The organism is Sporosarcina pasadenensis, from assembly GCF_047228845.1.
Classification (GTDB): domain Bacteria; phylum Bacillota; class Bacilli; order Bacillales_A; family Planococcaceae; genus Sporosarcina.
Map to the genome: position 1 here is coordinate 191268 of NZ_JBFEGM010000006.1, position 26047 is coordinate 217314.

Consider the following 26047-nt stretch of genomic DNA (forward strand, 5'->3'; position numbering starts at 1 on the left):
CGGGAGACTAATCGATATGATTCAAACAATATTTATTGTAGAGGATGGGACAGCATGACGAAGAAACCTATTTATTTCAACCACGACGGTGGAGTCGACGACCTTATATCATTATTCTTATTGCTTCGAATGGATAATGTGGAACTGACAGGTGTATCGGTCATTCCTGCCGATTGTTATTTAGAGCCGGCTGTTTATGCAAGCCGGAAGATCATTGATCGCTTCGGGAATGGCGTCAGCCTCGATGTAGCTGAATCTAACTCCCGTGGAAAGAATCCTTTCCCGAAAGACTGGAGAATGCATGCGTTCCTTGTCGATGCACTGCCAATTTTAAATGAGTTCGGAAAAATTGTTACACCAGTAGCAGAAAAACCGGCACATCTTCATATGATCGATGCGATTCGAAATACGGCAGAAAAGACAACTTTATTATTCACAGGTCCACTTACTGACCTAGCCCGTGCATTGGACGAGGCTCCGGATATTGAAGAGAAGATCGAAAGACTCGTTTGGATGGGCGGCACTTTCCGTGAAGATGGAAATGTTCATGAACCTGAACACGATGGGACAGCGGAATGGAATGCGTTTTGGGATCCGGAAGCAGCGTCACGTGTATGGAAAACAAACATCGAAATTGATTTAGTCGCGCTAGAAAGTACAAATCAAGTGCCTCTGACGTTAGATGTGCGTGAGCGTTGGGCGAAGGATCGCAAATATATCGGGGTTGATTTTCTCGGTCAAAGTTATGCGATGGTACCGCCTCTTGTCCACTTCAAAACAAATTCCACGTACTATTTATGGGACGTGTTAACAACTGCCTTCATCGGTAAAAAAGATCTTGTTAAAGTACAAACGGTAAACAGTATTGTCATTCCAGATGGACCAAGTCAAGGACGTACAGTTGAAACACCTGACGGGCGCCCTGTAAATGTTGTTTATGATGTGAATCGCGACGCTTTCTTCGATTATATTACCGAATTGGCAAAGCAAGTAAGCGGAGAAAACTCCAAGTAATATAAACGAGTCAATAACTCAAATTTCAACATGACGGGAGAGATACTATGCAATACATCTGGGGAATTTGCGGCATCGTCGGTATTTTAGCAATTGCATGGGCCTTATCGACAGCACGTAAATCCATCAATCCGAGAACTGTTTTTGGCGCTTTGGCCATCCAAATTATTTTTGGTTTTATGGTGTTGAAATGGGAGTTCGGAAGAAAAATCTTGGAATTCGTTTCAGGAATTGTCCAAAAAGTGATTGACTCATCCAATGAAGGAATTCAATTTTTGTTTGGAGGAGTACTAGGAGCAGAAGGTGCAGGCTTCACCTTTGCATTTCAAGTGCTGCCCATTATCATTTTCTTTGCTTCCTTAGTGGCGGTACTTTATTATCTAGGAATTATGCAATTTTTGACGAAAATCCTTGGAGGACTTTTGGCGAAGGCCCTCAAGACGAGTGAGACTGAATCGATGTCGGCTGCTGCCAATATCTTTCTTGGTCCAACAGAAGCCCCGTTAGTCGTCAAACCTTATATCGAAAAAATGACTAGATCAGAGTTGTTTGCAGTAATGGTAGGGGGATTGGCCTGCGTATCGGGTGCGGTTTTAGGCGGCTACGCCATGTTAGGTGTCCCTATCGAATACTTGTTGGCGGCAGCTTTCATGGGTGCTCCGGCGGGATTATTATTTGCGAAAATCATCGTTCCTCAAACGGAAACGTTAAACACAGCTGAAGATGTTCGAATGGTGAAAGACACGGAATCCAGAAACGTCATCGATGCGGCATCTCGCGGGGCGATGGATGGATTGAAAATAGCGGTTAGTGTAGGTGCAATGTTAATTGCGTTTATCTCTATCATCTATTTGATTAACCTAATCACTGGAGCAATAGGCGGTATGTTTGGATTTGAATCGTTAACTCTTGAGAAGATATTAGGTTATCTATTCTTCCCAATTGCCTTCCTAATTGGTGTTCCTTGGGAGGAAGCATTGCAAGCCGGTTCATTCATTGGGCAAAAATTCATACTGAACGAATTCGTTGCCTACACTTCTTTTGCACCTGAAATCGCCAATCTGTCACCTAAGAGTGTCGCCATGATCAGCTTTGCACTATGCGGCTTCGCTAACCTATCAGCGCTCGCAATGCTAATTGGCGGTTTAGGAGGGATGGCTCCTTCGAGAAGACAAGACATTGCGGAGATGGGATTCCGAGCAATCATTGCGGCAACACTTGCCAATCTGACAAGTGCGGCCATTGCAGGGATGTTAATTTAACTTGCTTAAAACTCATTAAAGGGACTGCCAATTTTGTGGCAGTCCTTTTTGTTCGATGAATGACAATCAAAGTGCTGGACGGTAGGCTGCGCTCGTAGTTAAGATGAAATGAGTGAATACGAGGAGGTTTTTGACATGAAAGAAATAACGACAGCAGAACTGAAGCAGAAGCTTGAAAATGGTGAAACCCTTCATATGATCGATGTAAGGGAAGAGGATGAAGTAGCGCAAGGGATGATTCCCGACGCAATCCATATTCCGTTAGGAGAAATCCCAGACCGTCTGGAAGAGCTCGACCAAGCGACGTCGTATGTGATCATTTGTCGGTCAGGCGGCCGTAGCGGACGCGCAGCAGAGTTTTTAGAGGCGCAAGGATATGACGCGACAAATATGGTCGGCGGCATGTTGGATTGGCAAGGAGACGTTGAATAAGAAATGCAAAAAGGAAGCCGTCACGGCTTCTTTTTTGTTGTTCACTAGACTCCGGGGCTGTAAGGCAAATCGAACCCTGCGCATTTCGAATGACTCATAAGTCAAAGCTGCTCTGTGGCATGAACCTATGCTCGCAACGCTACGGCTAGTGCAAAGATGTGCTCGTAACGCTCCGCTTTTACTCGCAAAAGCCGTTCTACGTGACGGCTTTCGCTTTTGTTGATACAAGCATTCATATCTTGGCCAAGGCCTGCGTATAGTGGAGGAAAAAGGCGGTGTGAGATTGAAACGATGGCTTATCATCGGGTTGTTATTTGCAAGTTCCCTTCTTGTTGTGCTGTACGGTGTGAATGCCTCGGACAGAGGGTTTTTCATGCCTGAGCAGCTTGGGGGGGTGAAGATTGTCATTGACCCTGGACATGGTGGATTGGATGGAGGGGCATCAGTAGGAGATATTGTTGAGAGGGATATTACACTAAGCATTGCGCATGAGTTGAAAAAGAGATTGGAAAAGAAGGGTGCAATGGTTGTCATGACGCGTGAGAAAGAGGGAGACGCCATTGCGGAGCATGCACCAAGTGAGCAGTTTGGAACGATTCGGCAAAGGAAGTTGGCTGATTTAAAACTGCGTGAAAACATTGCGATTGAAGAGGATCCTGATATGTTCCTCAGCGTCCATGTCAATGCAATACCAGAGCAAAGATGGCGAGGCTCCCAAGTGTTTTATCATGCTGAAGGACATCCTGGAGGAGAACTCCTAGCAAAATCAATTCAAGGTTCTTTCGTTCAGAATCTAAAAAATACGGAACGTGAAGCCTTGGCGATAAAAGGCGTGTATTTATTAAAAAAGGTTCCGATGCCTTCAGTACTTATTGAAACTGGATTCATCTCGAACCCTGAGGAACGGGCGCTGTTGACGGACCCTTCTTATCGCGGGAAAGTGGCGGATGCGATAGTCGAAGGAATCATTCAATTTCATTTATCCGAAAAACAATGAAAGTGAATTCAGACTTTGAAGAAGGAGCAATATGGTATACTTAGGGAAGAATGAATAAATCTCTAAGGGGTGGCCATATTGATTAACGAACAAATTGTCCGTGATGTTGTAGGCGAGTTGAAGGATCCGTTTTTACATAGAACCCTTACGGAAACCGATGGAATTGTCAGCGTATCGGTTAAACCGGAGAAAAAACATGTCAGTGTAAAATTGGCCATCGCTAAAGTCAACACAGCGGAGCAAATGAATTTGCAGATGAAAGTGGTTGAAGTGATAAAAGCGGCTGGGGCAGATTCAGTCGGTATCCGCTTTGAGGAACTGCCGCCTGAAACGCTTGAAAAATTCCGCGGCACAGCGACGGAGGCGGAAGCTCAGGACTTACTGTCTCCATTGAATAATATTGAATTCATTTCAATTGCATCCGGGAAAGGCGGCGTCGGGAAGTCGACGGTCTCTGTGAACTTGGCAGTTGCACTCGCACGTCTTGGGAAGAAAGTTGGTTTGATTGACGCAGATATTTACGGGTTCAGTGTGCCGGATATGATGGGCATTACCGAGTTGCCAGTCATCCGCGAAGATCGGATTATTCCGGTGGAACGTTTTGGTGTGAAGGTAATTTCCATGGGGTTCTTCGTGGAAGACAATGCTCCAGTCGTATGGCGAGGTCCGATGCTTGGGAAAGTGCTCGATCAGTTTTTCCGTGATGTAGATTGGGGTCCCCTAGATTTTCTCATCCTGGACTTGCCGCCTGGAACAGGGGACGTTGCCCTTGATGTCCACCAAATGATTCCGTCATCGAAGGAAATCGTAGTTACTACGCCGCATCCGACTGCTGCATTTGTAGCGGCACGCGCGGGGGCTATGGCGCTTCAAACGGATCATGCATTATTAGGTGTCATCGAAAACATGGCATGGTTTGAATCGAAACTGACAAACGAAAAGGAATATGTATTCGGCCAAGGAGGAGGCACCCGGTTAGCGGAAGAATTACGCACCGAGCTATTAGGTCAAATTCCACTTGGTCAGCCTGATTGGAATGAGACTGATTTTGCTCCTTCCGTCTATGCGGAAGGTCATCCGATTGGCCAAACATACACGAAAATTGCACAGGTAGTTATCGATAAAACTCAATAATAAGATAAAACTTTAATAAGTGGGGGATTCCTTTCATCCCCCACTTATTATTTGTTGAACGGAAGTGCTTCTTGCTAGTTGATAATAAAATGGGACTAGAGCGAGTTAATGTGCGGAAAAAGAGTGTGAGGTGAAAGTCATTTGCCTCCGCCTCCACCCGTACCTCCGCCACCACCACCGCCGCCTCCGCCGCTACCGCCACCGCCACCACCGCCTTGTTTTCCGGTCGGTGTCACTTCACCCGCTTTAAGGATCAGCTCCTGCCATTTCGCTTTGAGCAACGGACTGTTAATCGTCTCTTCAATGGACTTTTCCATCTGCTTTTTCATATTCGCTGACTGCAAAATTGTTTCCATCTGCTTTTGCATATCAGCTTGTCCGAAAAACTCCACCATTTCTTTTTGGAATGAAGAGTCGTTAATTAGCTTTTTCATGATGTCCTGCTGTTGATCTTTCATGCTTTTTGCGATGGATTCGGTGAATTTCGGATCTTCGAATGCATGCTTCCAAAAATCCTCGCCTTTCTTCGACAATAATGTATCCTCGATAGATTTTTTCACTTCCGGCTGCTCCAGCACCATCAATTCCCTGAACTCGGGATCAGACAGCATTTTACGGATAGCTTTTTTGCCATCTTCCGTCTGCAAGGCATCCGTCATCATCTTCTTCATTTCATCGTAATTCGGTCCTTGCTGTTGCATGCTGCAACCCGATAAGAGTATGGCGAATACAAGTAAATGAACCCATTTTTTCATCATGAGATCAAATTCCCTTCCGATTGCTTTTTCAATTATTGTTCACAATATAAGTAGGAATATGCATTACGCATTTAATGAAATAGATTTTTCCGCGAAACGCTGATACACTATTGGGAGCAATCAAAAACGGGGGAACAGTATCGTGACAATACGAAATTGGGTTAAATTCTTTTTTACTGCATTGTTAATCGGAGGAATTGTCACGGGGATTTTAGGTTTGATCGTCCGTTGGGAATTCTTTTCACAATATTTATCGGCTGGGGAATATACGGAGTTTCTTAGCGCATTCTTATGGATGATTTTCCTTGGCTTCACGATGAGCGTCGTCGCGCAGATGGGCTTCTTCGCCTATTTGACGGTGCACCAATTCGGCGTGAACTTATTCAAATCATTGACGTTATGGAATTGGGTGCAACTGCTGATCATCGCAGTAGTCATCTTTGACTTGGTGTTCTTCAGATTCAAGCTGACGGCAGGGGAAACAGGGCGGACAATCCTTTATTTGACGTTGCTGTTTTCATTATTGGCTGTATCCATTGTCACAGCTTATTTCAAAGCGAAGTGGACGAAAAAGCACACTCTCATTTCCGCATTGTTTTTCATGATCGTCATTACGACGCTCGAATGGCTACCGGCATTAATGGTCCGGTCGGGCAATATCGATTCATGGGTGACAATTTTATTATTCCCGCTTCTCGCGGTTAATGCTTATCAAATACTAATGTTGCCTAAGTACAACCGCCAATCCGATGAGGACAAGGCAAAACTCGATGCACGTAGACAGTCGCGCAAATCGAACACGGCAAAAACGGCGAAGGCAAAATGACAAAAAGCGCAGTTCCTCAAACATGGGAACCGCGCTTTTGTTTACGTCTAGACTCCGGGCGCCAGAAGCTCGGGGTCATAAGTCAAAGCTGTTACGTGGCAAAGACCGCCACTCCACATCTTTGCCTTATGCCTGTCGCCTCTAGGCAGGCGCCCTGCGCTTTTGTTTTATTCAGGCAATTTTTTTGTCTTGATGGACATGTTGAAAAGGACGTCTTCTAATGATTTATTCTGCCGCGTTTCAGTCAGCTTCTTAAAATTGGTTAATGTAATCCGTTCTTCGCGGTGGTGCGGCAAAGAAATGATTTCCCCTTCGATGACCGGCGGTGGCTCGCCCTTATACCAACGGACAGAGGAGCCGAGGGCGTTCACTTCTGTGTCCCAAAGCGTGCTTCGCAATGAGTAAGGGAACTGCTCATCGAACGTCCTGAACCATAACGGCTTGGCGTTGAAAAACTTCTCGTACATTTCCAGCTGTTCGACTAAAAGAGGTGTGTTCTGTTCATACTCTATCCCTGCATGTCCCAGCAAGCCGGTCGGGATGTTGCGTTTTTTGATCAATTGTACGATTTCGGGAAAGCGCTCGGCCCATTCCATATCGAGAAGAAGCAATGGATAGGGAGCTTGTAATTCACGGATTAGCTCCTCTACTTCCTGGTCGCCGAATGAAATATTAATTGTCAATGCGGAGCCCGACATTCCCCTGACGATGACTTCATTTGGCTCGTCCGTCAAACGGAAAACAGCCTTTAATGAATCAGAACCGGGCATGCTTGGGAAAAATAGTGCGGCTGCGCAGCAAATGGTTATGAGTATAATTAGTTTTGCTCTCAAGTCATATCCCCTTTGAAACAAAATAATCTATAAGGTACTTTATGATAGAGGCTTGACCAATATGATTGGACATGCTAATATAAAAAAGTCGTCACGGGGTAATGAAAAAAGGGTTGATTTTTTTCTGCGTCTCGGCTAAACTGAATATTGTCATTGGAACAATTAATTACGATTCCGCAGTAGCTCAGTGGTAGAGCAATCGGCTGTTAACCGATCGGTCGTAGGTTCGAATCCTACCTGCGGAGCCATTTTTATGCTTCCATAGCTCAGTAGGTAGAGTGCTTCCATGGTAAGGAAGAGGTCACCGGTTCGAATCCGGTTGGAAGCTCCAGATGAAACTTGCGAATTCTGTTTCATGGGAAGACGCTTTTTTTATGTAAGCCTGCAGCTTTGAAAAGAAAATATAAAAAAGGCTTGCACAATGTAAGTAAGTTTGTTAATATAACATTTGTGCGCTTCAGAAGTAGATTCTAATTTTAATATGGCCCCTTGGTCAAGCGGTTAAGACACCGCCCTTTCACGGCGGTAACACGGGTTCGAATCCCGTAGGGGTCACCATGTTTGTTTTCCTACTTTATAGAAGAAGCTCCAATGAAGCTGACAAAGAGATGCGCAGCTTATTACAATATCCCGTTAAAATTGGGAGAAGCAAGCAGGTCGCGGAAGCGATTGAGAGAAAGAGGGAGCGTACATCAGTACGTGACCGAGTGAACGAAAGAAGCTGACAAAGAGATGCGCAGCTTATCACAATTTTAACCTGGTGGGGTAGCGAAGTGGCTAAACGCGGCGGACTGTAAATCCGCTCCCTCAGGGTTCGGCGGTTCGAATCCGTCCCCCACCACCATCTATACATATCAATAATATTACGTGACTGACTGATCGAGTGTAGCTGACGCAGTTGTGCGAAGCTTATCTCAATTTTAACGTTGGGGTATAGCCAAGCGGTAAGGCAACGGACTTTGACTCCGTCATTCGTTGGTTCGAATCCAGCTACCCCAGCCAATCATTTTTTTCGCTCCACGAAAAAAATGATTTGCGAGTAATTCCGAAGGAATTAGGAGCAAAAGGTTTAATAATAGAGCATTCCAAGTTATAGACATTACAAGCAAATCGGTTTTAATTAAAAAGCAATCAATAATTAACTCATTAAATAACAACCACACAAACCACATACAAACCCACCCAAATCCATCAATAAGATAGGATTTTTTTTTATTGCCTAAAATCCCCCAACACTTTCGAAAAATGTTCATACAGCCAATCCATCTTATACAGATTTTACAGGTATCATAGAAAGGTATAGTAGAGACAGCGAGAAGCAAGCCTATGTTAGGTATGAGGACTTCTTCGATAGAAACGAGAACTTCCACGGCAAAAACGAGAACTCCTTAAAGAGAAATGAGAACATTTCCAGCATAAACGAGAACTTATTGTAGAGGAATGAGAACTTGCGATTCCCCGTATTGATTTTATACCTGTAAAGTTACGATAGTAATTCAACTAAACGACAGCAAGAGGGTTAGCAGAAAGGATTTGGTGTCCTATGCATGACTATTATAAAATGATGCGAAAAATGACGGGAAAAGACAATCAGCAGGATGTGGAGGCGATGCTCGCTGATATAGCATTTGCTCTCGATCAATCAGTCATCATCGCGATGACAGACCGTACAGGGAAGATCACCTATGTCAACGAGTTGTTCACGAAGATATCCAAGTATGAAGCGGAAGAGCTCATCGGGGCAACACATTCGATCATCAATTCCGGCTATCATCCGAAAGAGTTTTTCGAAAACATGTGGGCGACAATTGGACGGGGGAAGGTCTGGCAGGGAGAAATCCGTAACCGTGCCAAGGACGGCACATTCTATTGGGTCGATACGAAGATTGTTCCGTTTCTGAACGAACAAGGGATTCCGAATAGGTATATTTCCATCCGCTATGACATTACGGAACGGAAGCTCATGGAGGAGAAGATTCGCAAGGACGCGGAAATATACCGTAAGATTGTCGAAGAAAACCGTGACCTTTCGTATAACGATCAACTAACGTCTTTGCTCAATCGCAATGCTTTCGCCAAGAAGCTGCGTGCGGCTATTAAAGAAGATCAGCAGAGCACTGGGTCGAGACTAGGATTGGTATATTTGAACATCGACAGATTGCGCAATGTTAATGACTCCTTTGGACAGGAAGCCGGGGATTATGTGCTGTCGATTGTTGCGAAGCGGTTGAAGAAAGTACTCTGTACCAAGGACATCATCGGTCGAATTTCTGGAGATGAATTTGCTTTCACGTTAACGAAGGCGGCGAATGAGGAAGAGGCTGAGCAACTGACGGAGGAAATAAAGGCCTGTTTGGAAAGTCCAATCAGCATTGACGGTGATACATGCACCATTTCCACTAGCAGCGGGATTGCACTTTTTCCGAAGCATGCGAAAACGGCATCAGAGTTAATTATGAAGGCGGAAAAGGCACTTCATTATGTCAAGGAGCGTGGCGGCGGAAACTATAAAGTGTACGAGCCGGGGACAGCGACGAATACGTTGGAACGCATTTTAATGGAGAATGAATTACGTAAAAGCGTTCAAATGGGACATTTCATGTTGGAATATCAACCGAAGATGAATTTGTCGCGCGGAAATTTGTCAGGGATTGAGGCTTTAGTTCGCTGGGTTCACCCAGATCTTGGTCGAATTCCGCCGGATAAATTCATCCCTTTGGCGGAGGAGACGAAAATTATTTTGCCATTGGGCGAATGGGTTTTGCGGGAAGCTTGCAAGCAGGCAGTGCAATGGAAACGGCAAGGGTATGCGCCTTTTCGGATGGCGGTGAATATGTCGACTGTCCAGCTGGAGGAGCCGGATATCGTCGAGACGATCAAGCGGATTTTATTCGAAGAGGAAGTTGAACCGGAACTGATTGAAATTGAGCTGACCGAGAGTTCCTTCGCGGATCGGGCTGAGATGCGGGATACGATTCAACAGATCAGGGAATTGGGCATGCATGTCTCGATAGATGATTTTGGGACGGGGTATAGCACGTTCAGCTATATAAAAGAACTGCCAGCGGATACAGTGAAAATCGACATGTCATTTGTGAAGGACATCGATGTGAATGAAAACAGCAGGGCTATCGTCAAGGCGATTATAACGTTGGCTGACACGGCGGGCCTCAATGTTATCGCTGAAGGGATTGAGACAGAAGAGCAAGCGAATATCCTCCATAGATTAGGCTGTAGGGAAGGCCAAGGATATTTCTTCAGCAAACCTCTGTCTCCAGTAGACTGTGAATTCATGTTTTCGAAATCCGTGGAAAATGAATAAATATCCGTAAACTTGTCAGGTTGAGCCATTCCATTTAACGAATTACAATATGGATGGGGGGCTGACAAATATGAAAAAAATGAATATATCATTAATAGGGGTTCCGCTAGATTACGGACAAAGCCGTAGAGGCGTGGACATGGGACCGAGCGCCATCCGATATGCTGGAGCAGTAAATAGATTGAAAGCGATCGGACACACGCTGAAGGATGAGGGAGATGTCCAAGTAAGTGCTGTCGAACGTAAGGAACGGGAAGTTGCAAAGTTGAAAAACTTGGAGGAGGTTGTCCAAGCGACGACTGAACTCGCAAACCGGGTAGCTAAGGTCGTAGAGAAAGGGAACTTCCCGCTCGTTCTCGGAGGCGATCACAGTATTGCCATTGGGACAATTGCAGGTTTGACCGCAAAATATAAAAACTTAGGCGTCATCTGGTATGATGCGCATGTCGACATGAATACGTCTGAAACTTCACCTTCAGGCAATATCCATGGAATGCCGCTAGCGGTTCTTATGGGACGAGGCCATGAAAGATTAGTAAATATTTTCAAAGAAGGGCAGAAAGTTAAGCCTGAAAACATTGTCATCATTGGTGCGCGTTCAGTCGATCCTGGCGAGCGTGAATTAATTAAAGCTCTAGGAATCAAAGTTTTCACAATGCATGAAATTGACAGGGATGGCATGACTTCGGTCATGAAGGAAGCAATTGATTATTTGAAGGCAAAGAACCTGGATGGGGTCCACCTATCATTGGATTTGGATGGCCTCGACCCACTCTACACACCTGGAGTCGGAACACCGGTCCCTGGCGGAATAAGCTATCGCGAAAGCCACCTTGCTATGGAAATGCTTGAGGACTCGGGTTTGATCACGTCTGCGGAGTTCGTCGAAGTCAATCCGATCCTAGATGAAAGAAACAAAACCGCAGATGTCGCAGTCGGACTGATGGGATCATTGTTAGGGGAAAAATTATTATGAGAATGGCCGCTTGGATTCCGATCCAGGCGTCTTTTTTGTAAAGAGTTCCCCAAAAAGACGGAAATAACTATCAAACTTTGGTAAAATAAAAAATATGGATTAAAAAATGAAACCTGTTGGACCCTTCAATCGTATAGAAGGTACAGCCGCATAGAGCGGAGGATGAAAGTCATTGGATGAATTGGTCAATAAAAGAATAAATGAAGTGATCAAAGGCGATCAGGATGCATTCGAAGAAATCGTCACCATGTTTCAACATCGGCTGTATCATGTTTGTTATCGAATGCTTGGCAATCCCCAAGAAGCAGAAGATATAGCCCAGGAAGCTTTTGTACGTGCATATGTGAACATTCATACGTATGATCAGAAACGAAAGTTCTCTACGTGGCTATTTCGGATTGCAACAAATTTATGCATCGATAGAATCCGCAAAAAGAAGCCGGATTATTATCTCGATGCGACAGTGCCTGGAACGGATGGCCTCAACATGTACTCGCAAATTGCAGCAGCGGGCGACTTGCCGGAGGAAGAAGTGGAGCGTATGGAAGCGCAGGATCGTGTCCAGTATGAGATTGGACGGCTTCCCGAGAAATACCGTACCGTCATCATTCTTCGCTATATGGAAGAATTGCCGTTGCAGGAGATCAGCGATATTTTAGAATTACCACTTGGTACTGTAAAGACCCGAGTTCACCGTGGACGGGAAGCACTACGGAAACAAATGGGTAATATGTAGGAGGGAATTAAGTATGAATACGTGTCAGGAACCAGTAATCCATTTAATGCACGCGTATTTAGACGGAGACATAAGCCGGGATGATGAGCAGATGCTGCAAAAGCATTTAGCTGCCTGTGAACATTGCAGGGAAATGATGGATGAACTGAAAATGTCGGCTTTATTCCTGAAGGATGCTGCTCCAATCCAGGCACCGGACGGATTTGTCTCGGGCGTCATGGCACGTCTCCCGAAAGAAAAATCGCAAGCGGGCTTTCAGCGCCTATTACGCAGGCACCCACTCGTGGCTGCGGCCGCACTATTTTTACTATTAATGAGCGCAACGCTCTTTTCAAGCTATAGTAATGATCAACAATTCTCCTTCACGAAGCAGCCGAATCTTGTCGTCGAAGGGGAAACGGTCGTCGTTCCTGCCGGTGAAGTCGTGAAAGGGGACATTGTCGTCAAAAACGGCAATCTTCGGATTGAAGGGGAAGTGGATGGCAATGTAACTGTTATCCACGGTTCAAAATATATGGCATCGACAGCAGTCGTTACAGGAAAAAGTGAAGAGATTGATCAAGCTTTCGACTGGCTTTGGTATAAAATCAAGGCGACTGTCAAAGACATTTTCCCGTCCTCCAACGAGGAGCCGCAAGAATAATAGCAATGACAGCGATCGCCTTCCCGACAACGGGGGGGCAATCGTTTTTTTTATATTAAATGAATGAAAGATTAACACATAGGGAAAGGAAACAAATTATCAACCAAAACGTTCCCATTAGTAACCAGCCTCGTTCGTTTTCAAGAGCATTGAAACTGGGCTGTATGATATACTGAAGTATAGAATTTGCGATGAAGGTGAGGGAAGCGCATGCCTGGTTGGGAAATGATTACAAACTCAAGTCCGATTGAAATACTGAAAAATATAGTGGATGTGCTTCTCGTTTGGTTTGTATTCTATAAATTGATCACCATCATAAAAGGCACGAAAGCCGTACAGCTATTAAAAGGGATATTCGTCATTTTATTCGCCCGTATTCTTACTGAATATCTTGGACTTGATACATTGAAGTGGATGTTGGATCAAGTGTTGATGTTCGGTTTCCTAGCTATTATTATCCTTTTTCAACCCGAAATACGCCGTGCGTTGGAACAACTTGGGCGAGGGCGTTTGTTTGCAAGGTCCGCGATGCAGGAAGAAGAGGAACGTGAACGAATGATTGAGGCCTTCACCAAGTCGGTGAGCTATATGGCGAAGCGACGAATCGGAGCACTCATCTCGATTGAGCGGGAAACAGGACTTAGTGAATATATTGAAACAGGGACTCCGTTGAACTCGATTGTCACTTCGGAATTGCTCATTAATATATTCATTCCGAATACTCCGTTGCATGACGGGGCTGTCATTTTACAAAAAAATCGCATCGCTGCTGCAGGATGCTATTTACCGCTTTCGGAAAATCCTTTTATTTCAAAAGAGCTCGGAACTCGACACCGGGCAGCTCTCGGCATCAGTGAAGTGACCGATGCCATCACTGTTGTCGTATCCGAAGAGACGGGTGCCGTCAGCATCACCGCAAATGGGGATATCAATCGGAATCTGTCGATGGAAGAGTTTGAGAAACAGCTTCGTCAAGTATGGTTTGGAGCGGAAACTGAAACTTCATCCACTCCATTCTGGAAATGGGGGAAACATAAAAATGGATAAGTTAATGGATCGGCCATGGTTCCTTCGTTTCACAGCATTGGCGCTTGCCATCATCCTTTTCTTTTCCGTCCAGGCAGATGATGAAACGAATAGTTCCACAATTGGTGATACCCAGGATATTCTTCGCGATGTTCCGGTGGAAGTTTTTTTTGATAATGAAAATCTTGTCGTGACAGGCGTGCCGAAAACGGTCAATATGTCAATTGACGGACCTTCCAACCTTGTACAGTCAACGAAACTGTTGAAGGATTTCACATTGAAGGTCGATTTGACGAGCCTGCCGATGGGAAGGCATACTGTCAAGATCCAAACGGAGAACCTCTCAGATAAGCTGGATGTGAGATTGGATCCTTCTACAGTGGATGTATTCATCGAGGAGAAAATATCGAAACAGTTCAAAGTCGACCCTGAGTTGAATGAACGATTGCTGGCAGAGGATTTCTATGTCGGGAAAATGGAAGTCGAGCCTTCCACAATTCAGGTGACAGGCGCTAAAAGCGTCGTCGAATCAATCAGCTTCGTAAAGGTTTCGGTAACCGGGGAACCGGGAATTAATAAATCATTTGAGCGAAAGGGCAGAGTACGTGTGCTCGACCGGGATCTGAATAAATTGAATGTCACAATCGAACCCGAAGAAGTTACGGTCAAAGTGGAAGTTAAAGAAAATAGCAAAGAAGTGCCGATTGTCCTCAGGGAAAGAGGTGTTCCGGGTGAGAACATCGTCATCGACTCGGTTTTCACGGATACAAAGACGGTGACACTGTTCGGACCGCAAAAGACGCTTGAGGACATCGATGAGCTTCGGGTGGATGTCGATATATCGAAGATGAAGGAATCAGGAACGGTAGAATTGAACCTTCCAAAGCCGAAGGGAGTTTCCAAGCTTTCGGTGGACAAAATCAAGGTGAATATTAGCGTAACGATCATGAATGGTGAAGATCCTCCTCCCGATGTATCGATCACTCCAACTGAGGAGGATGTAACAAAGGAGTTCAAAAACATCCCAGTCGCTGTCAAAGGGTTGGATGAAAAATATAGCAGCACCTTTTTGAAGCCATCGGATGGAGTTGTCGATGTGACCGTAACTGCTAAAGAGGATGTCATTAATTCACTCGACGCTTCGGACTTCGATATTAGCATCGATGCTTCCGGCACGGACGAAGAAGGAGAGCATGCATACCCGATATCTGTAGTTGCGCCTGATAATGTCGCTTGGAAGCTTTCAGATAATGAAGTTACGTTGGAAATAAAGCTTGCATAATGAAGAAGCTGATTATGAGCATTGAAAGGGAGTATGGACAATGACAAAGTATTTCGGAACGGATGGCGTCCGTGGGATTGCAAATAAAGAATTAACGCCAGAGCTTGCTTTTAGACTTGGCAGGATTGGTGGATATGTGTTAACGAGAGATTCCCAGGAGACATCCCAAGTGCTTGTTGGACGGGATACCCGTATATCCGGCCATTTGCTGGAAAACGCTTTGATTGCAGGTCTGTTATCAATGGGAGTCGAAGTGATGAGGCTCGGAATCATCAGTACGCCGGGTGTTGCCTATTTGACGCGCGTCATGAATGCACAGGCGGGTGTCATGATTTCAGCATCACACAATCCTTTTGAGGATAACGGCATCAAGTTTTTCGGCGCGGACGGGTTCAAATTGACAGATGAGCAGGAAGAGGAAATTGAATCACTCTTGCATGAAGAAACAGATCGCCTGCCTCGTCCGGTAGGTGCGGATGTCGGCACTGTGACGGATTACTTTGAAGGTGGCCATAAATACATCCAATACTTGAAACAGACAGTCGATGAGGAATTCACAGACCTTCATGTCGTCCTTGACTGTGCACATGGCGCGACTTCTTCACTGGCAACGCACGTCTTTGCAGATCTCGATGCGGACCTGACAACAATCGGCGCGTCTCCGAATGGCCTGAACATCAATGACGGCGTCGGATCTACACATCCCGAAGGACTTAGCCAGCTAGTGGTCGATAAAGGCGCGGACATCGGACTTGCTTTTGACGGAGATGGAGACCGTCTCATTGCGGTCGATGAACTTGGTCGTGTCATTAATGGTGACCAGATCATGTTCATCATCGGCCGCCATCTCCAATCGAAAGGCCGTCTGAAATCCGATACGATCGTATCCACGATCATGAGCAACCTCGGCTTTTACAAAGCATTGGAGCGCCACGGCATGATGAGCGTAAAGACTGCTGTTGGGGACCGCTACGTAGTTGAAGAAATGAGAAAAGGAAACTATAATCTCGGCGGAGAGCAATCGGGCCATATCATTCTGCTCGATTACAATACGACAGGGGACGGCCTGTTGACTGCCTTGCAACTCGTCAACATTATGAAGCGAACTGGTCGGAAGCTATCCGACCTAGCAAGCGAGATGACGATTTATCCGCAGGAGCTCGTCAACGTCCGGGTAACGGATAAAAACAAAGTGACCGAAAATGCAAAAGTCGCTGCAGTTATTAAGGAAGTTGAAGAGGAAATGGCTGGCAACGGCAGAGTGCTCGTCCGTCCATCAGGAACGGAGCCACTCGTCCGTGTGATGGTCGAATCACCGGATCACGATACTTGCGAACGCTTTGTCAACCGTATTGCGGACGTCGTGCGTGAAGAAATGGGTATAGAAGAATAAGAAATGGACTGGAAACTTCTCATAGGGGAGTTTCCAGTTTTTTTTGTGGAATAAAAAAATCGCACCCGTAATTGGATGCGATAACAAAGCCCCTCAGAATACACGCTGGAATTTATTCCGGATGATGATAGCTGTGGAATTCAAGATGAACAGTGCAACTAGCAGAACAATGATCGTGGCAGCTGCCAGATTGGCATATTCCGCAACTAACGAAGCATCCAGTGTCCAGTAATAAATTTGCATCGGCAATACTGTGAAGCGGTCCATGATGCTTCCCGGGAATGGGATAAGCAATGCCGGAATGCCGATAACGACGAGCGGCGCCGTTTCCCCGATTGCGCGGGATAAGGAAAGAATGGCCCCCGTCAAAATTCCCGGCAATGCTGCCGGCAGAATGATCCGCTGAATCGTTTGCCATTTCGTCGCACCCAACCCGTAAGCCCCCTCGCTTAAATGGAAAGGGATAGAGCGAATCGATTCTTGGCTCGCGACGATGACAATCGGCAAAATCAGTAGTGACATTGTCAAACCACCGGCGAGGACAACATTGCCAAGATCCATCGCCCGTACAAACACCGTCAAACCGAGTATCCCGTATACGATGGAAGGGACACCCGCCAAGTTTGAAATATTCGTCTGAATGAAACTGACCAACCGGCCTTTCTTTGCATACATCTCCAAGTAAATGGCCGTGCCTACGCCGATGAACATCGTGACGGGGGCGACGACGAGCATAAGCCAGAACGTTCCTAGAATCGCTCCCATGATGCCTGCGCGTTCCGGCTGGGTCGATAATTTACCGGTCAAAAAATCGAGGTTGACTGAACCGATGCCTTCCGTAACGACACGGACAAGCAAAACGGCAAGAAAGAATAATCCGAAGAACGCAGATAGCATGAAAATGGACTTCGAAAACCGGTTCAGGAATAAACGGCGTTTCGTCCGCCGCGTCAGTTGCTTTTCGCTCAGTTGATTCATCTTAATATTCCTCCCTGAACTTTTTAGAGACAGCTCTTGCAAGTAGGTTCATAACAAGCGTGAAAACGAAAAGGGTCATTGCCACTGCATACAAGCTGTAATAGACTGTCGAACCAGCAGCGGCATCTCCGCCTGTCACTTCAACGATATAAGCGGTCATTGTCTGCATCGATTGTGTAATGTCGAAAGTGAAGTTTTTTGTGCTGCCACTTGCGATCGTCACGATCATCGTTTCCCCAATGGCACGAGAAATGCCGAGGACGAACGAAGCGATAATGCCGGAAAGAGCAGCAGGAATGACAACTTTGCGTGTTACTTCAAGCTTCGTGGCACCTAATCCAGAAGCCCCTTCACGCATCGAGTTCGGAACGGAGCTCATCGCATCTTCAGATAGGGAGGCGATCATCGGGATGATCATGACCCCCATGACGAGCCCAGGGCTGAGAATATTCGTCGCTTGAAGGCTTGGAATAAATTCACGTAATAGAGGCGTCACAAAAGTGAAGGCGAAGAACCCATAGACGATTGTAGGCACGCCGGCAAGCAGCTCAAGAATCGGCTTGACGACTTTCCGCACTTTCGGCGAAGCGTATTCACTCAAATAGATGGCGGCCATGAGTCCGATTGGAGCAGCTACCGTCATCGCAATCAAAGAAGAAGTGATGGTGCCCATCAATAACGGAAGAACCCCGAATTCAGGGTTCTGGCTCAATGGCTTTAAGACGGTGCCCGTAAAGAAATCGAGGATCGGCACCCGTTTAAAAAACTCTACCGTTTCGGATAACAGTGTCCAAATGATGCCGATTGTCGTCAGGACGGATAGTGAGGCAATCAACATGAGGAAGTTGGGAATCAGCTTTTCAATTCTTCTTCTAATCGAATTGCTTCGCTGGTTTTGATCGATCATGTCCCGGATATTCACTTTATCTGCCTTCATTTCATTATTTATCATGGGAGATACTCCTTCTATTAAGATGCAAGAGGATGAAGGCTTTAACAGCCCCCATCCTCTCCTCGTCTAGACTCCAGCGCCTAGGGGCTCGGGTCATAAGCCATATTGGCTATGAGGCCAAAAACCGCCTCTTCGCCAATCCGTCTTATGCCTGTCGCCCCTGAACAGGCACTTGCGCTTTTGTTTCTTCTTATAGTCCTTCGAGGAAGCTTACGTTTTCTTTCACTTCAGCTTCTGGAATTGGTGCAAAGCCTGTTTCACCTGCGAATTTATTAATATTGTTCATGACGTAAATTGCAAAATCTTTCACTTGTGGCTTTTCTTTCGCATGATTCACATTCAAGTATGTGAAGACCGGGCGAGTGAAGTCTGCATAAGCCCCGTCCTCGGAGATCGTATCCAACGCCGGCTCGACAGGACCTTTTCCGAAGTCGACTGCAACTGCATTCATTTTGTCTTTGTTATTGACGTAGTAGCCGAATCCGAAAAAGGCGATGCCGTTCTTGTCCTCTGAAACGAGGTTCACGAGTGTTGAATATTCCTGTTGCAAGTTGACTGAGCTATCCATATCTTGCTTATCCAAAATGCTTTCATAGAAAAACTCGTACGTTCCGTGGTTTTCATTCGGGCCCATCGCATTGATTTTTTCGTCCGGCCAATCAGGATTGATATCTGACCATTTTTCGACAGTGCTATCAGCGAGGAAAATGCTGACCAATTGTTCAGGCGTCATTTCAGTAGCCCAATCATTTTCTTTATTGATGACGAAAGTAAGGCCGTCCAAGGCAACTTTCAATTCTTTCACTTCGATTCCAAGGTCTTTTGCTGCTGTTGCTTCTTCATCTTTAATTTGACGGGAAGCATCGTTGAAGTCCGTTCCGTTTTCAACGAGGAATTTCTTGAAACCTGCACTTGTACCTGCACGGCTCACTTCAACGGATACGTTCTCTTGTTCATTCACCATATACTCCTCAGCTAGTCGGGCCATAAGCGGGTACACTGTTCCGGAACCGTCGATAGCGACACTGCCTTCCAGTTCGGATCCTTGCGCGGATGCTTTGTTTTTGTCCGATTCCCCGGAGTCGCCGTCTTTGCCACATGCTGCAAGAACAACTGCAAACGCAGCGATGATCATGAATAACAGATACTTGTTAAACTTCATTGATAAATCCTCCCCTGGTTTAAATTCTAATGTAGATGAAGGAATCTCCCTCACAACTAAATCATAACGGCTCATTGTTAAGCGGGTATTGTTAATGTGTAAAGGTATTGTAAATTAATGTTAATGAATAAATAAAAACCCACTTATAATAAGTGGGTTCATGCTTCAGCCGAAACGGCCGTTAATATAATCGTCTGTCAATGTATCCGAAGGGTTGTTGAAGATTGTTGTCGTCCGATCTTCCTCGATCACTTCGCCATTTAGGAAGAATGCGGTGCGATCGGAAATCCGGGCGGCTTGTTGCATATTGTGTGTGACAATGGCGATCGTTACATCGTTTTTAATGAATCGGATCAATTCTTCAATCTTGTGAGTCGATACCGGATCCAAGGCGGAAGTCGGTTCATCCATCAAGATTACTTCGGGATCAATGGCGAGACAGCGGGCAATGCATAGCCGTTGCTGCTGTCCGCCGGAAAGGCTATACGCGCTTTTATGGAGACGGTCTTTCACTTCATCCCATAATGCCGCTTTTTTCAAGCTTTCTTCTACAATCATGTCGATCATTGCCTTATTGCGGATGCCATGCACTTTCGGTCCGAAGGCAATGTTTTCGTAAATTGATTTCGGGAAGGGATTCGGCTTTTGGAACACCATGCCGACTTTGGAACGAAGAACTTCGACAGGCATCGCTTTGCCCAAAATATTATTTCCTTTGAACGTGACATTGCCTGAGATGGAGACATCTGTCGCTGTTTCCACCATCCGATTCAATGTTTTCAGGAACGTTGACTTCCCGCATCCTGATGGACCGATGATGGCGGTCACTTCGCGTTCATTGATCGAGAGATCGATGTTCTTTAACGCATGCGACGTGCCGTACCATAAATTCAAGCCGTTCGTTTCATAAATCGGCTTATGCCAGCTTTCGTTTCGCACAACTGATAATGGTTTTTCTTTTATACGATCAAGAAGTAATGTCATTTGAAATCCTCCTAGTTGGATTGAGGCTTACGTTTAGTGTACGAGAGGATTATTGAGGGAGTATGAAGGTGTTGTTAAGGTTTTGTAAATGAAAAATGATGCGTAAATGAGCCAAATTATGCCGAGTCGGTGGTAACGCGCTCAGAGTCGGTGGTAACTGATTTAGAACGTCATCGAAATTAGAAAAGGCCATCCCGAGTCGGATAGCCTTTCATTTCATTCGAAGATATAATGCAATGCCTTAACAGCTTGGTCGACAGTTTCGACCGTTGCATGCGCTTTGCGGGAAAGCTCCTTCAATGGATGATGATGCTGTTCGGAACGGATGAGGATGAGCGGCTTGCCGTATGCGACTGCAGCACTCGCGTCCATTGCCGTGTTCCATTGTTTGTATTGCTCGCCGAAAAGAGCGATGACAAGATCGGCTTTCTTCATGAGCAGTTCAGTCCGCAAGTTGTTAAAACTGGAAGCGGCGGCATCCTTGAAAATCGCATCCGGCTGCTTGCCTAAGATCTCCTCCCCGATATTATCCGAGCGGTCATGGTCTTCCATCGGTCCGACGAAGTCAATCGGCAAATTCAAAGCCGCGACTTTCTGTTTCACCTCTTCACGCCAAGATGTATGGATTTCCCCTGCTAAATAAACAGTCAATCTCATAAAAAATCCCTCCCTGTAATGATGGTTCTATTATAGCATTTCGAATTAGATTGCCCAACGTTGCACGAAAGTTTAGAATTAAGGAAGAAAAGGGGGAATCAAGATGAAAACGATTTGGCATAACGGCAAGCTGTATACAATGGAAACGGAAGGGGAAACCGTCGAGGCGCTGCTGACGGAAAACGGTAAAATCATTGCGGTGGGCACATATGAGGAATTAAAAAGTGAATCTGAAAATGAAGTTGACTTAAATGGGGCTGTGCTCTACCCGGGATTCATCGATAACCATATGCATATGATTGGGCACGGACAGAAATTGCTCAGTTTGGATTTATCCAAGGCGAAGTCTGCTGATGAAATGATGAAGATGCTTGAAGACGCTTATCCCGATTTGAAAGAGGACGAGTGGTTCATCGGAGAAGGATGGAATGAAAACAATTTTGCGGATAAAAAGATTTTCACGAGACATGATTTGGATCATGTGACGAACTCTCCGATGTATCTGAAACGGACATGCAGGCATGCGGCGATCGTCAACTCGAAAGCGTTGGAGCTTGCAGGTATTACGAAAGATACTCCAGATCCGGATGACGGTGTCATTGAGAGGGATGAAAACGGAGAACCGACAGGGGTATTGAAAGAAGGCCCGATGGATCGTGTGTTGCAACTCATTCCGGAACCGATGGAGGAGATGCTGACGAAGGCGCTGGAGAAATCAGTCGACGACTTATTGTCGCTCGGACTGACCGGCGCGGTGACGGATGATCTCGGATATTACGGCGATTATCGCAATCCGTTGCAGGCATTCAAGAATGTCATCGGCGAGAAGAAGAAATTCCGTGCGCATTTGCTGCGTCGCTCGACGGTGTTTACGCAGCTGTTGGAAGACGAAGCGACGTATGATGAACCTTGGATTGATCCAGGAGAGATGAAGTTTTTCATTGACGGGTCACTTGGCGGAAGCACCGCTTTGTTGAGTGAGCCATATGCGAACGATCCGTTGACATACGGAACGGCTGTGTTGACAGATCAGGAGATCGATGAACTCGTGGCGACTGCGCGGAAATATGGGCAAGCAGTGGCGATGCATATGATCGGGGACGGAGCGGTTGAAAAAGGATTGGACGCAATCGAGCGTCATCCAGTGCCAGAAGGGAAGCGGGATCGACTCATTCACGTGAATGTGTTGCGTGACGACTTGGTGGAGCGGATGAAGAAGCTGCCTATCGTCTTAGATATCCAGCCGGCTTTCGTGCCGTCCGACTTTCCGTGGGTGATGGAGAAGCTAGGGGAGGACCGCCTGGACTGGGCGTATGCATGGAAGCGGCTTATTGACGAAGGATTCATTTGCGGTGCGGGATCAGATGCGCCGATTGAAGAGGTCGATCCGCTGCTCGGCATTTATGCGGCGGTGACGAGGAGAAAACCTGGGGAGACACACGAAGGGTATTTGCCGCAAGAGAAGCTGAGCATGTTCGAGGCGGTCGGTTTATTCACATCGGGCAGCGCTGCGACGATTGGAAAGGCTGATTCACGCGGAAAGCTCGGCGTCGGCTGCGATGCTGATTTCACGGTGCTTGATAGGGATTTGTTCGAGGTGGATGAAGAGGGAATCCTCGAAACGAATGTTGTTATGACGGTTGTAGCGGGCGACGTGATGTATCGGAACTGATAAAAATATTTCTGAAGGAAGATAACATGATGTTGATCGTCTGGTATCTTCTTTTCAGTTTTCGGGGGAGATACCTATGTTTTATCGGAGAAAGTTTTATACGGTGAAAAAAGAATTTGTCGAGATCTTTAATGAACATTTCAATAAAACCAATTTGCCTAACCAACTGAAACACGGTACCCGGTTAATCGGTCGTTGGATGAAGGAAAATGAGGACGATACTGTTGAGATTTTTGCAATATGGGAATATGACAGTTATGAAGATTATGTAGAAATTGAATCCAAGATAAGAGGTGATCATGCTCATGTAGAACGTGTAAAAGATTGGTACGCAAAGAACGGTGGACGGGAATACGTATTGAAGGAATACATTTTAGAGGTTAAAAATGAAGCCTTAACATCGACTGTAGAGGAGAGGACATAGTAATCTCTAACTAAACATTGTATAGGAGAGTGAATATGATACAGTCTTTTATATTCGATATGGACGGCACACTTTTTCAAACAGATAGCATCCTGGAATTAGCCCTTGATGATACGTTTGAACATTTACGGTCAATCGATAAATGGAACAGCGCCACACCTATCGAGATGTACCGTGAAATTATGGGGGTTCCTTTGCCGATAGTATGGGAGACATTGATGCCGAATCATTCTATGGAAGAAAGGGAACTCGCGGATGCATATTTTCTTGAAAGGTTGCTTGAAAAAATAAGAAACGGGAACGGCGCTTTGTATCCTGATGTAACGGAAGTTTTCACTTATTTGACAGAGAATAGTTGCTCAATCTACATAGCAAGTAATGGGTTAATTGACTATCTCGAAGCCATAGTGAACTATTATCGTTTGGATCGTTGGGTTACAGAAATATTCAGCATCGAACATGTTGAGTCGCTGAATAAATCGGATCTTGTCCGGAGTATTGTTCAAAAGTATGGCATTACCAACGGAGCGGTAGTAGGAGATCGACTATCTGATATAAACGCGGCGAAAGATAACGGTTTACTTTCTATTGGCTGTAACTTCGATTTTGCAAGGGAAGACGAACTTGCTCAGGCGGATGTCGTAATTGACGACTTAATTGAGTTGAAAAAGATCATACATTCGGAAAGCTAAGAGTGAGAACTGGCAGATTTTTGGTTGAAACCGCTAATAGAAGAGTTGGGTGGAAAGAGTGGTTAATCGAAACAGAGCAGATTGGCACTTCAGCCATCCTGCTCTGTATTTTATTTTATCTAATGAAAACCTCTCAATGACCTTACCTGCTGTCATGGATTACTCAAACTCGTATCACATTACTCCGCAGTCCCGGTAATAATCCCTTCAATCTCTCCGATCGGCAAAGGACCGTACTCGCGGCTATCGTATCCTCGCCACCATTGATCAACGAGAATGAACACCGTATTTTCCTCAACAGTTACGGCTGCCATGTTCATATTGAAGTAATCCCTTATCCCTTTTTCATCCCTATATACACTGCTCGGTACCGTATTGAAATACTCTTCTTCGCCTGCGCCGCGCCTTGTTGCTTTGCCATAAAACGTATCAAGCATCTTTCCGTCAATATACACTTGGCCGCCATTAATTTCGACTGTTTCACCGGGTAATCCTACGATTCTTCCGATATACATTTCAGGAACTGCTGCATTTTTGGCGATGACGGAAGACGGCATATGATAATAAACGGCTTGCCCCCGCTGTAGCTCGCCAAATTCAGTTGAAACGACAAGTTGCCCGTGCTCGTGGGATTCGAAATCATGATTCCCTCTATCCATGGAATCGGATCCCCATTCAATCAAAAATGTATGTTCCGATTGTTGGGCAATTTCCAATCGTTCCGGCGTCATATCATCTGTGATAACTTCCGAAAGATCCAAATATAAACTAGTTGAATATTCTATCCCATCTTCACCTATATATTTTCTTGGAGCAACTTTGGTTAGGGTATAAGTGAATTCTGTCTCTCCCGTTACTTTAATCGTATAAGCATCCTTGTTCTTTAATACACTGTATTTTTTATACTCTCCCGGGATTAGTTTCGTATCAGTGATTGTAATATACTTTTTGAATTTTTCTTCGTTAAAATTATCATCGAATGTAGAATACGGAGTTATATCATATATAAACAGCGTTCCATCGTGGAAATAAATAGTGAATTGTGTATTGCTATTTGTGCTTGTTTGTTGGACGTAAAATTCATCCCAATCAGAAGTAACGTCTTCGTTACTTTGCAAAACGGTATCGTTAATTAGAAAGAAGGCACCAGAGATGAGAGATAGTAAAAGGATAAACGTAACAACAGTCGGTATCCACGTTTGAATCCTAACCTTTTTTCTATAGCCATTCTCTTGAAAAAAAGTACGATGAGCCTTCTCTTTTTGTGCACGTGTTGGTTTAAACTTCTGATCAAGATTCTCCAATTCCTTCGCTATCTGATCATCGGATAAGTGTTTCACTTGTAACCCCTCCTTTTTCCAGTTCTCCTTTGAATGCAGCAAGTGCCCTTGATAAACTCATCTTCACTTTTCCTTCAGACCAATTAAGGATGGCTGACGTATCCTTTGTCGAGAATCCTTGGATCTTTCGTAGAATGATCACTTGCCGGTAACTCGGCTTAAGTTGGTTGAGCGCTTCGTAAAATTGCTTTTGCTGTGAATTAAGAAGGGCAATCTCCTCTGATGATCGTTCGTGCTTAGTGCTATGAGTATACATATCAAAATAATACGTTATCGGATTCTTCTTTCTGAAATAACTCATCGTCGTCGTGTAGGCGATACGGAAAATCCATGTTTTAACGAGGGAGTCCCCCTTGAATTGATGTTCATTCCGAATGACCTTCATAAACGTCTCTTGGGACAAGTCCTCTGCTGTATGAGAATCTTTTACGAGAATGAGGATATAACTGTAGACAGCATCATAATGTTCATCAAACCAAACTTCACTGGACATATCGTCACCTCACTTGTTACTTACTTAGACGCAACCTTTCAAAAACGGTAACGGTCATA

At 45.3% G+C, this 26047-nt stretch carries 25 protein-coding genes and 5 tRNA genes; 21 read left to right on the forward strand and 9 right to left on the reverse strand.

Translation table 11 applies throughout. From position 1 onward, the window contains the following. Nucleotides 1-54: 54 nt before the first annotated feature. The 5 genes from AB1K89_RS10430 (at nt 55) to AB1K89_RS10450 (ending at nt 4839) form a co-directional block, all read left to right on the forward strand. Nucleotides 55-1014, forward strand: a complete 960-nt coding sequence (locus AB1K89_RS10430; protein WP_413054680.1) for a nucleoside hydrolase — start codon at nt 55-57, stop codon at nt 1012-1014. A 47-nt stretch (nt 1015-1061) separates the two neighbouring features. Then, nucleotides 1062-2276: a NupC/NupG family nucleoside CNT transporter gene (locus AB1K89_RS10435; RefSeq protein WP_413054681.1), complete on the forward strand. Its 1215-nt coding sequence runs from the start codon at nt 1062-1064 to the stop codon at nt 2274-2276. 135 nt (nt 2277-2411) lie between these two features. Then, nucleotides 2412-2708, forward strand: a complete 297-nt coding sequence (locus AB1K89_RS10440) for a rhodanese-like domain-containing protein (RefSeq protein WP_413054682.1) — start codon at nt 2412-2414, stop codon at nt 2706-2708. A 283-nt stretch (nt 2709-2991) separates the two neighbouring features. After that, the gene (locus tag AB1K89_RS10445) at nt 2992-3705 is read left to right on the forward strand and encodes an N-acetylmuramoyl-L-alanine amidase (RefSeq protein ID WP_413054683.1); all 714 of its coding nucleotides are present in this window, start codon (nt 2992-2994) and stop codon (nt 3703-3705) included. Between the two features lie 78 nt (nt 3706-3783). Beyond that, complete coding sequence (locus tag AB1K89_RS10450; RefSeq protein WP_413054684.1) at nt 3784-4839, forward strand: Mrp/NBP35 family ATP-binding protein; 1056 nt, start codon at nt 3784-3786, stop codon at nt 4837-4839. 137 nt (nt 4840-4976) lie between these two features. On the opposite strand, the gene gerD is transcribed toward AB1K89_RS10450, so the two are convergent. Further along, nucleotides 4977-5597, reverse strand: coding sequence for a spore germination lipoprotein GerD (gerD, locus tag AB1K89_RS10455; RefSeq protein WP_413054685.1), 621 nt, complete (start codon nt 5595-5597; stop codon nt 4977-4979). 142 nt (nt 5598-5739) lie between these two features. On the opposite strand from gerD, the gene AB1K89_RS10460 reads away from it, so the two are divergent. Continuing rightward, nucleotides 5740-6423 carry a KinB-signaling pathway activation protein gene (locus tag AB1K89_RS10460; RefSeq protein ID WP_413054686.1) on the forward strand — a complete coding sequence of 228 codons (684 nt, stop codon included), beginning with the start codon at nt 5740-5742 and terminating at the stop codon, nt 6421-6423. Nucleotides 6424-6590: 167 nt separating this feature from the next. On the opposite strand, the gene AB1K89_RS10465 is transcribed toward AB1K89_RS10460, so the two are convergent. Further along, a complete protein-coding gene (locus AB1K89_RS10465; protein WP_413054687.1) occupies nt 6591-7256 on the reverse strand; it encodes a polysaccharide deacetylase family protein in 666 nt (221 codons plus the stop codon). Between the two features lie 173 nt (nt 7257-7429). Between AB1K89_RS10465 and AB1K89_RS10470 the strand changes: the two genes are divergently transcribed. The 12 genes from AB1K89_RS10470 to glmM all read left to right on the forward strand — a co-directional run bounded on the left by AB1K89_RS10470 (nt 7430) and on the right by glmM (nt 16634). Continuing rightward, nucleotides 7430-7504, forward strand: a tRNA-Asn gene (locus AB1K89_RS10470). A gap of 7 nt (nt 7505-7511) precedes the next feature. After that, nucleotides 7512-7587: transfer RNA gene (locus AB1K89_RS10475), tRNA-Thr, on the forward strand. 152 nt (nt 7588-7739) lie between these two features. Beyond that, nucleotides 7740-7814 (forward strand) — tRNA-Glu (locus AB1K89_RS10480). 201 nt (nt 7815-8015) lie between these two features. Next, nucleotides 8016-8100, forward strand: a tRNA-Tyr gene (locus tag AB1K89_RS10485). A gap of 83 nt (nt 8101-8183) precedes the next feature. Next, nucleotides 8184-8258, forward strand: a tRNA-Gln gene (locus AB1K89_RS10490). A gap of 541 nt (nt 8259-8799) precedes the next feature. Beyond that, nucleotides 8800-10578 (forward strand): putative bifunctional diguanylate cyclase/phosphodiesterase, encoded by a 1779-nt coding sequence (locus AB1K89_RS10495; protein ID WP_413054688.1) that lies wholly within the window; start codon nt 8800-8802, stop codon nt 10576-10578. A gap of 70 nt (nt 10579-10648) precedes the next feature. Then, nucleotides 10649-11554 (forward strand): arginase, encoded by a 906-nt coding sequence (gene rocF, locus AB1K89_RS10500; RefSeq protein WP_413054689.1) that lies wholly within the window; start codon nt 10649-10651, stop codon nt 11552-11554. 172 nt (nt 11555-11726) lie between these two features. Further along, nucleotides 11727-12290, forward strand: a complete 564-nt coding sequence (gene sigW, locus AB1K89_RS10505; RefSeq protein ID WP_252504684.1) for an RNA polymerase sigma factor SigW — start codon at nt 11727-11729, stop codon at nt 12288-12290. A 13-nt stretch (nt 12291-12303) separates the two neighbouring features. Further along, the gene (locus AB1K89_RS10510; RefSeq protein ID WP_413054690.1) at nt 12304-12933 is read left to right on the forward strand and encodes a zf-HC2 domain-containing protein; all 630 of its coding nucleotides are present in this window, start codon (nt 12304-12306) and stop codon (nt 12931-12933) included. Nucleotides 12934-13143: 210 nt separating this feature from the next. Continuing rightward, nucleotides 13144-13980, forward strand: a complete 837-nt coding sequence (cdaA, locus tag AB1K89_RS10515; RefSeq protein WP_413054691.1) for a diadenylate cyclase CdaA — start codon at nt 13144-13146, stop codon at nt 13978-13980. Further along, the gene (locus AB1K89_RS10520) at nt 13973-15241 is read left to right on the forward strand and encodes a CdaR family protein (protein WP_413054692.1); all 1269 of its coding nucleotides are present in this window, start codon (nt 13973-13975) and stop codon (nt 15239-15241) included. Before cdaA ends, AB1K89_RS10520 begins: the two co-directional genes overlap by 8 nt. A 40-nt stretch (nt 15242-15281) precedes the next feature. Next, nucleotides 15282-16634, forward strand: coding sequence for a phosphoglucosamine mutase (glmM, locus tag AB1K89_RS10525; RefSeq protein WP_413054693.1), 1353 nt, complete (start codon nt 15282-15284; stop codon nt 16632-16634). Between the two features lie 93 nt (nt 16635-16727). Here the strand turns inward: glmM and pstA are convergent, their stop codons facing one another. The 5 genes from pstA to AB1K89_RS10550 form a co-directional block, all read right to left on the reverse strand. Then, nucleotides 16728-17612: a phosphate ABC transporter permease PstA gene (gene pstA, locus AB1K89_RS10530; protein WP_413054694.1), complete on the reverse strand. Its 885-nt coding sequence runs from the start codon at nt 17610-17612 to the stop codon at nt 16728-16730. 1 nt (nt 17613) lies between these two features. Next, the gene (gene pstC / locus AB1K89_RS10535; RefSeq protein WP_413054695.1) at nt 17614-18564 is read right to left on the reverse strand and encodes a phosphate ABC transporter permease subunit PstC; all 951 of its coding nucleotides are present in this window, start codon (nt 18562-18564) and stop codon (nt 17614-17616) included. 190 nt (nt 18565-18754) lie between these two features. Beyond that, nucleotides 18755-19726 carry a PstS family phosphate ABC transporter substrate-binding protein gene (locus AB1K89_RS10540; RefSeq protein WP_413054696.1) on the reverse strand — a complete coding sequence of 324 codons (972 nt, stop codon included), beginning with the start codon at nt 19724-19726 and terminating at the stop codon, nt 18755-18757. 165 nt (nt 19727-19891) lie between these two features. Continuing rightward, complete coding sequence (gene pstB / locus AB1K89_RS10545; protein ID WP_413054697.1) at nt 19892-20710, reverse strand: phosphate ABC transporter ATP-binding protein PstB; 819 nt, start codon at nt 20708-20710, stop codon at nt 19892-19894. A gap of 216 nt (nt 20711-20926) precedes the next feature. Continuing rightward, nucleotides 20927-21367 (reverse strand): YtoQ family protein, encoded by a 441-nt coding sequence (locus AB1K89_RS10550; RefSeq protein ID WP_252504676.1) that lies wholly within the window; start codon nt 21365-21367, stop codon nt 20927-20929. A 103-nt stretch (nt 21368-21470) separates the two neighbouring features. Here AB1K89_RS10550 and AB1K89_RS10555 point away from each other — a divergent pair, with 103 nt between their 5' ends. The 3 genes from AB1K89_RS10555 (at nt 21471) to AB1K89_RS10565 (ending at nt 24155) form a co-directional block, all read left to right on the forward strand. Then, complete coding sequence (locus AB1K89_RS10555; protein WP_413054698.1) at nt 21471-23039, forward strand: amidohydrolase; 1569 nt, start codon at nt 21471-21473, stop codon at nt 23037-23039. Between the two features lie 76 nt (nt 23040-23115). Further along, the gene (locus tag AB1K89_RS10560) at nt 23116-23463 is read left to right on the forward strand and encodes an NIPSNAP family protein (RefSeq protein ID WP_413054699.1); all 348 of its coding nucleotides are present in this window, start codon (nt 23116-23118) and stop codon (nt 23461-23463) included. 35 nt (nt 23464-23498) lie between these two features. After that, a complete protein-coding gene (locus AB1K89_RS10565; RefSeq protein WP_413054700.1) occupies nt 23499-24155 on the forward strand; it encodes an HAD family hydrolase in 657 nt (218 codons plus the stop codon). A gap of 179 nt (nt 24156-24334) precedes the next feature. On the opposite strand, the gene lepB is transcribed toward AB1K89_RS10565, so the two are convergent. Beyond that, on the reverse strand, nt 24335-25495 hold the full coding sequence (gene lepB / locus AB1K89_RS10570) for a signal peptidase I (RefSeq protein WP_413054701.1): 1161 nt from the start codon (nt 25493-25495) through the stop codon (nt 24335-24337). Further along, the gene (locus tag AB1K89_RS10575; RefSeq protein ID WP_413054702.1) at nt 25476-25988 is read right to left on the reverse strand and encodes an RNA polymerase sigma factor; all 513 of its coding nucleotides are present in this window, start codon (nt 25986-25988) and stop codon (nt 25476-25478) included. The genes lepB and AB1K89_RS10575 overlap by 20 nt, the downstream gene beginning before the upstream one ends. Nucleotides 25989-26047 lie beyond the last annotated feature (59 nt).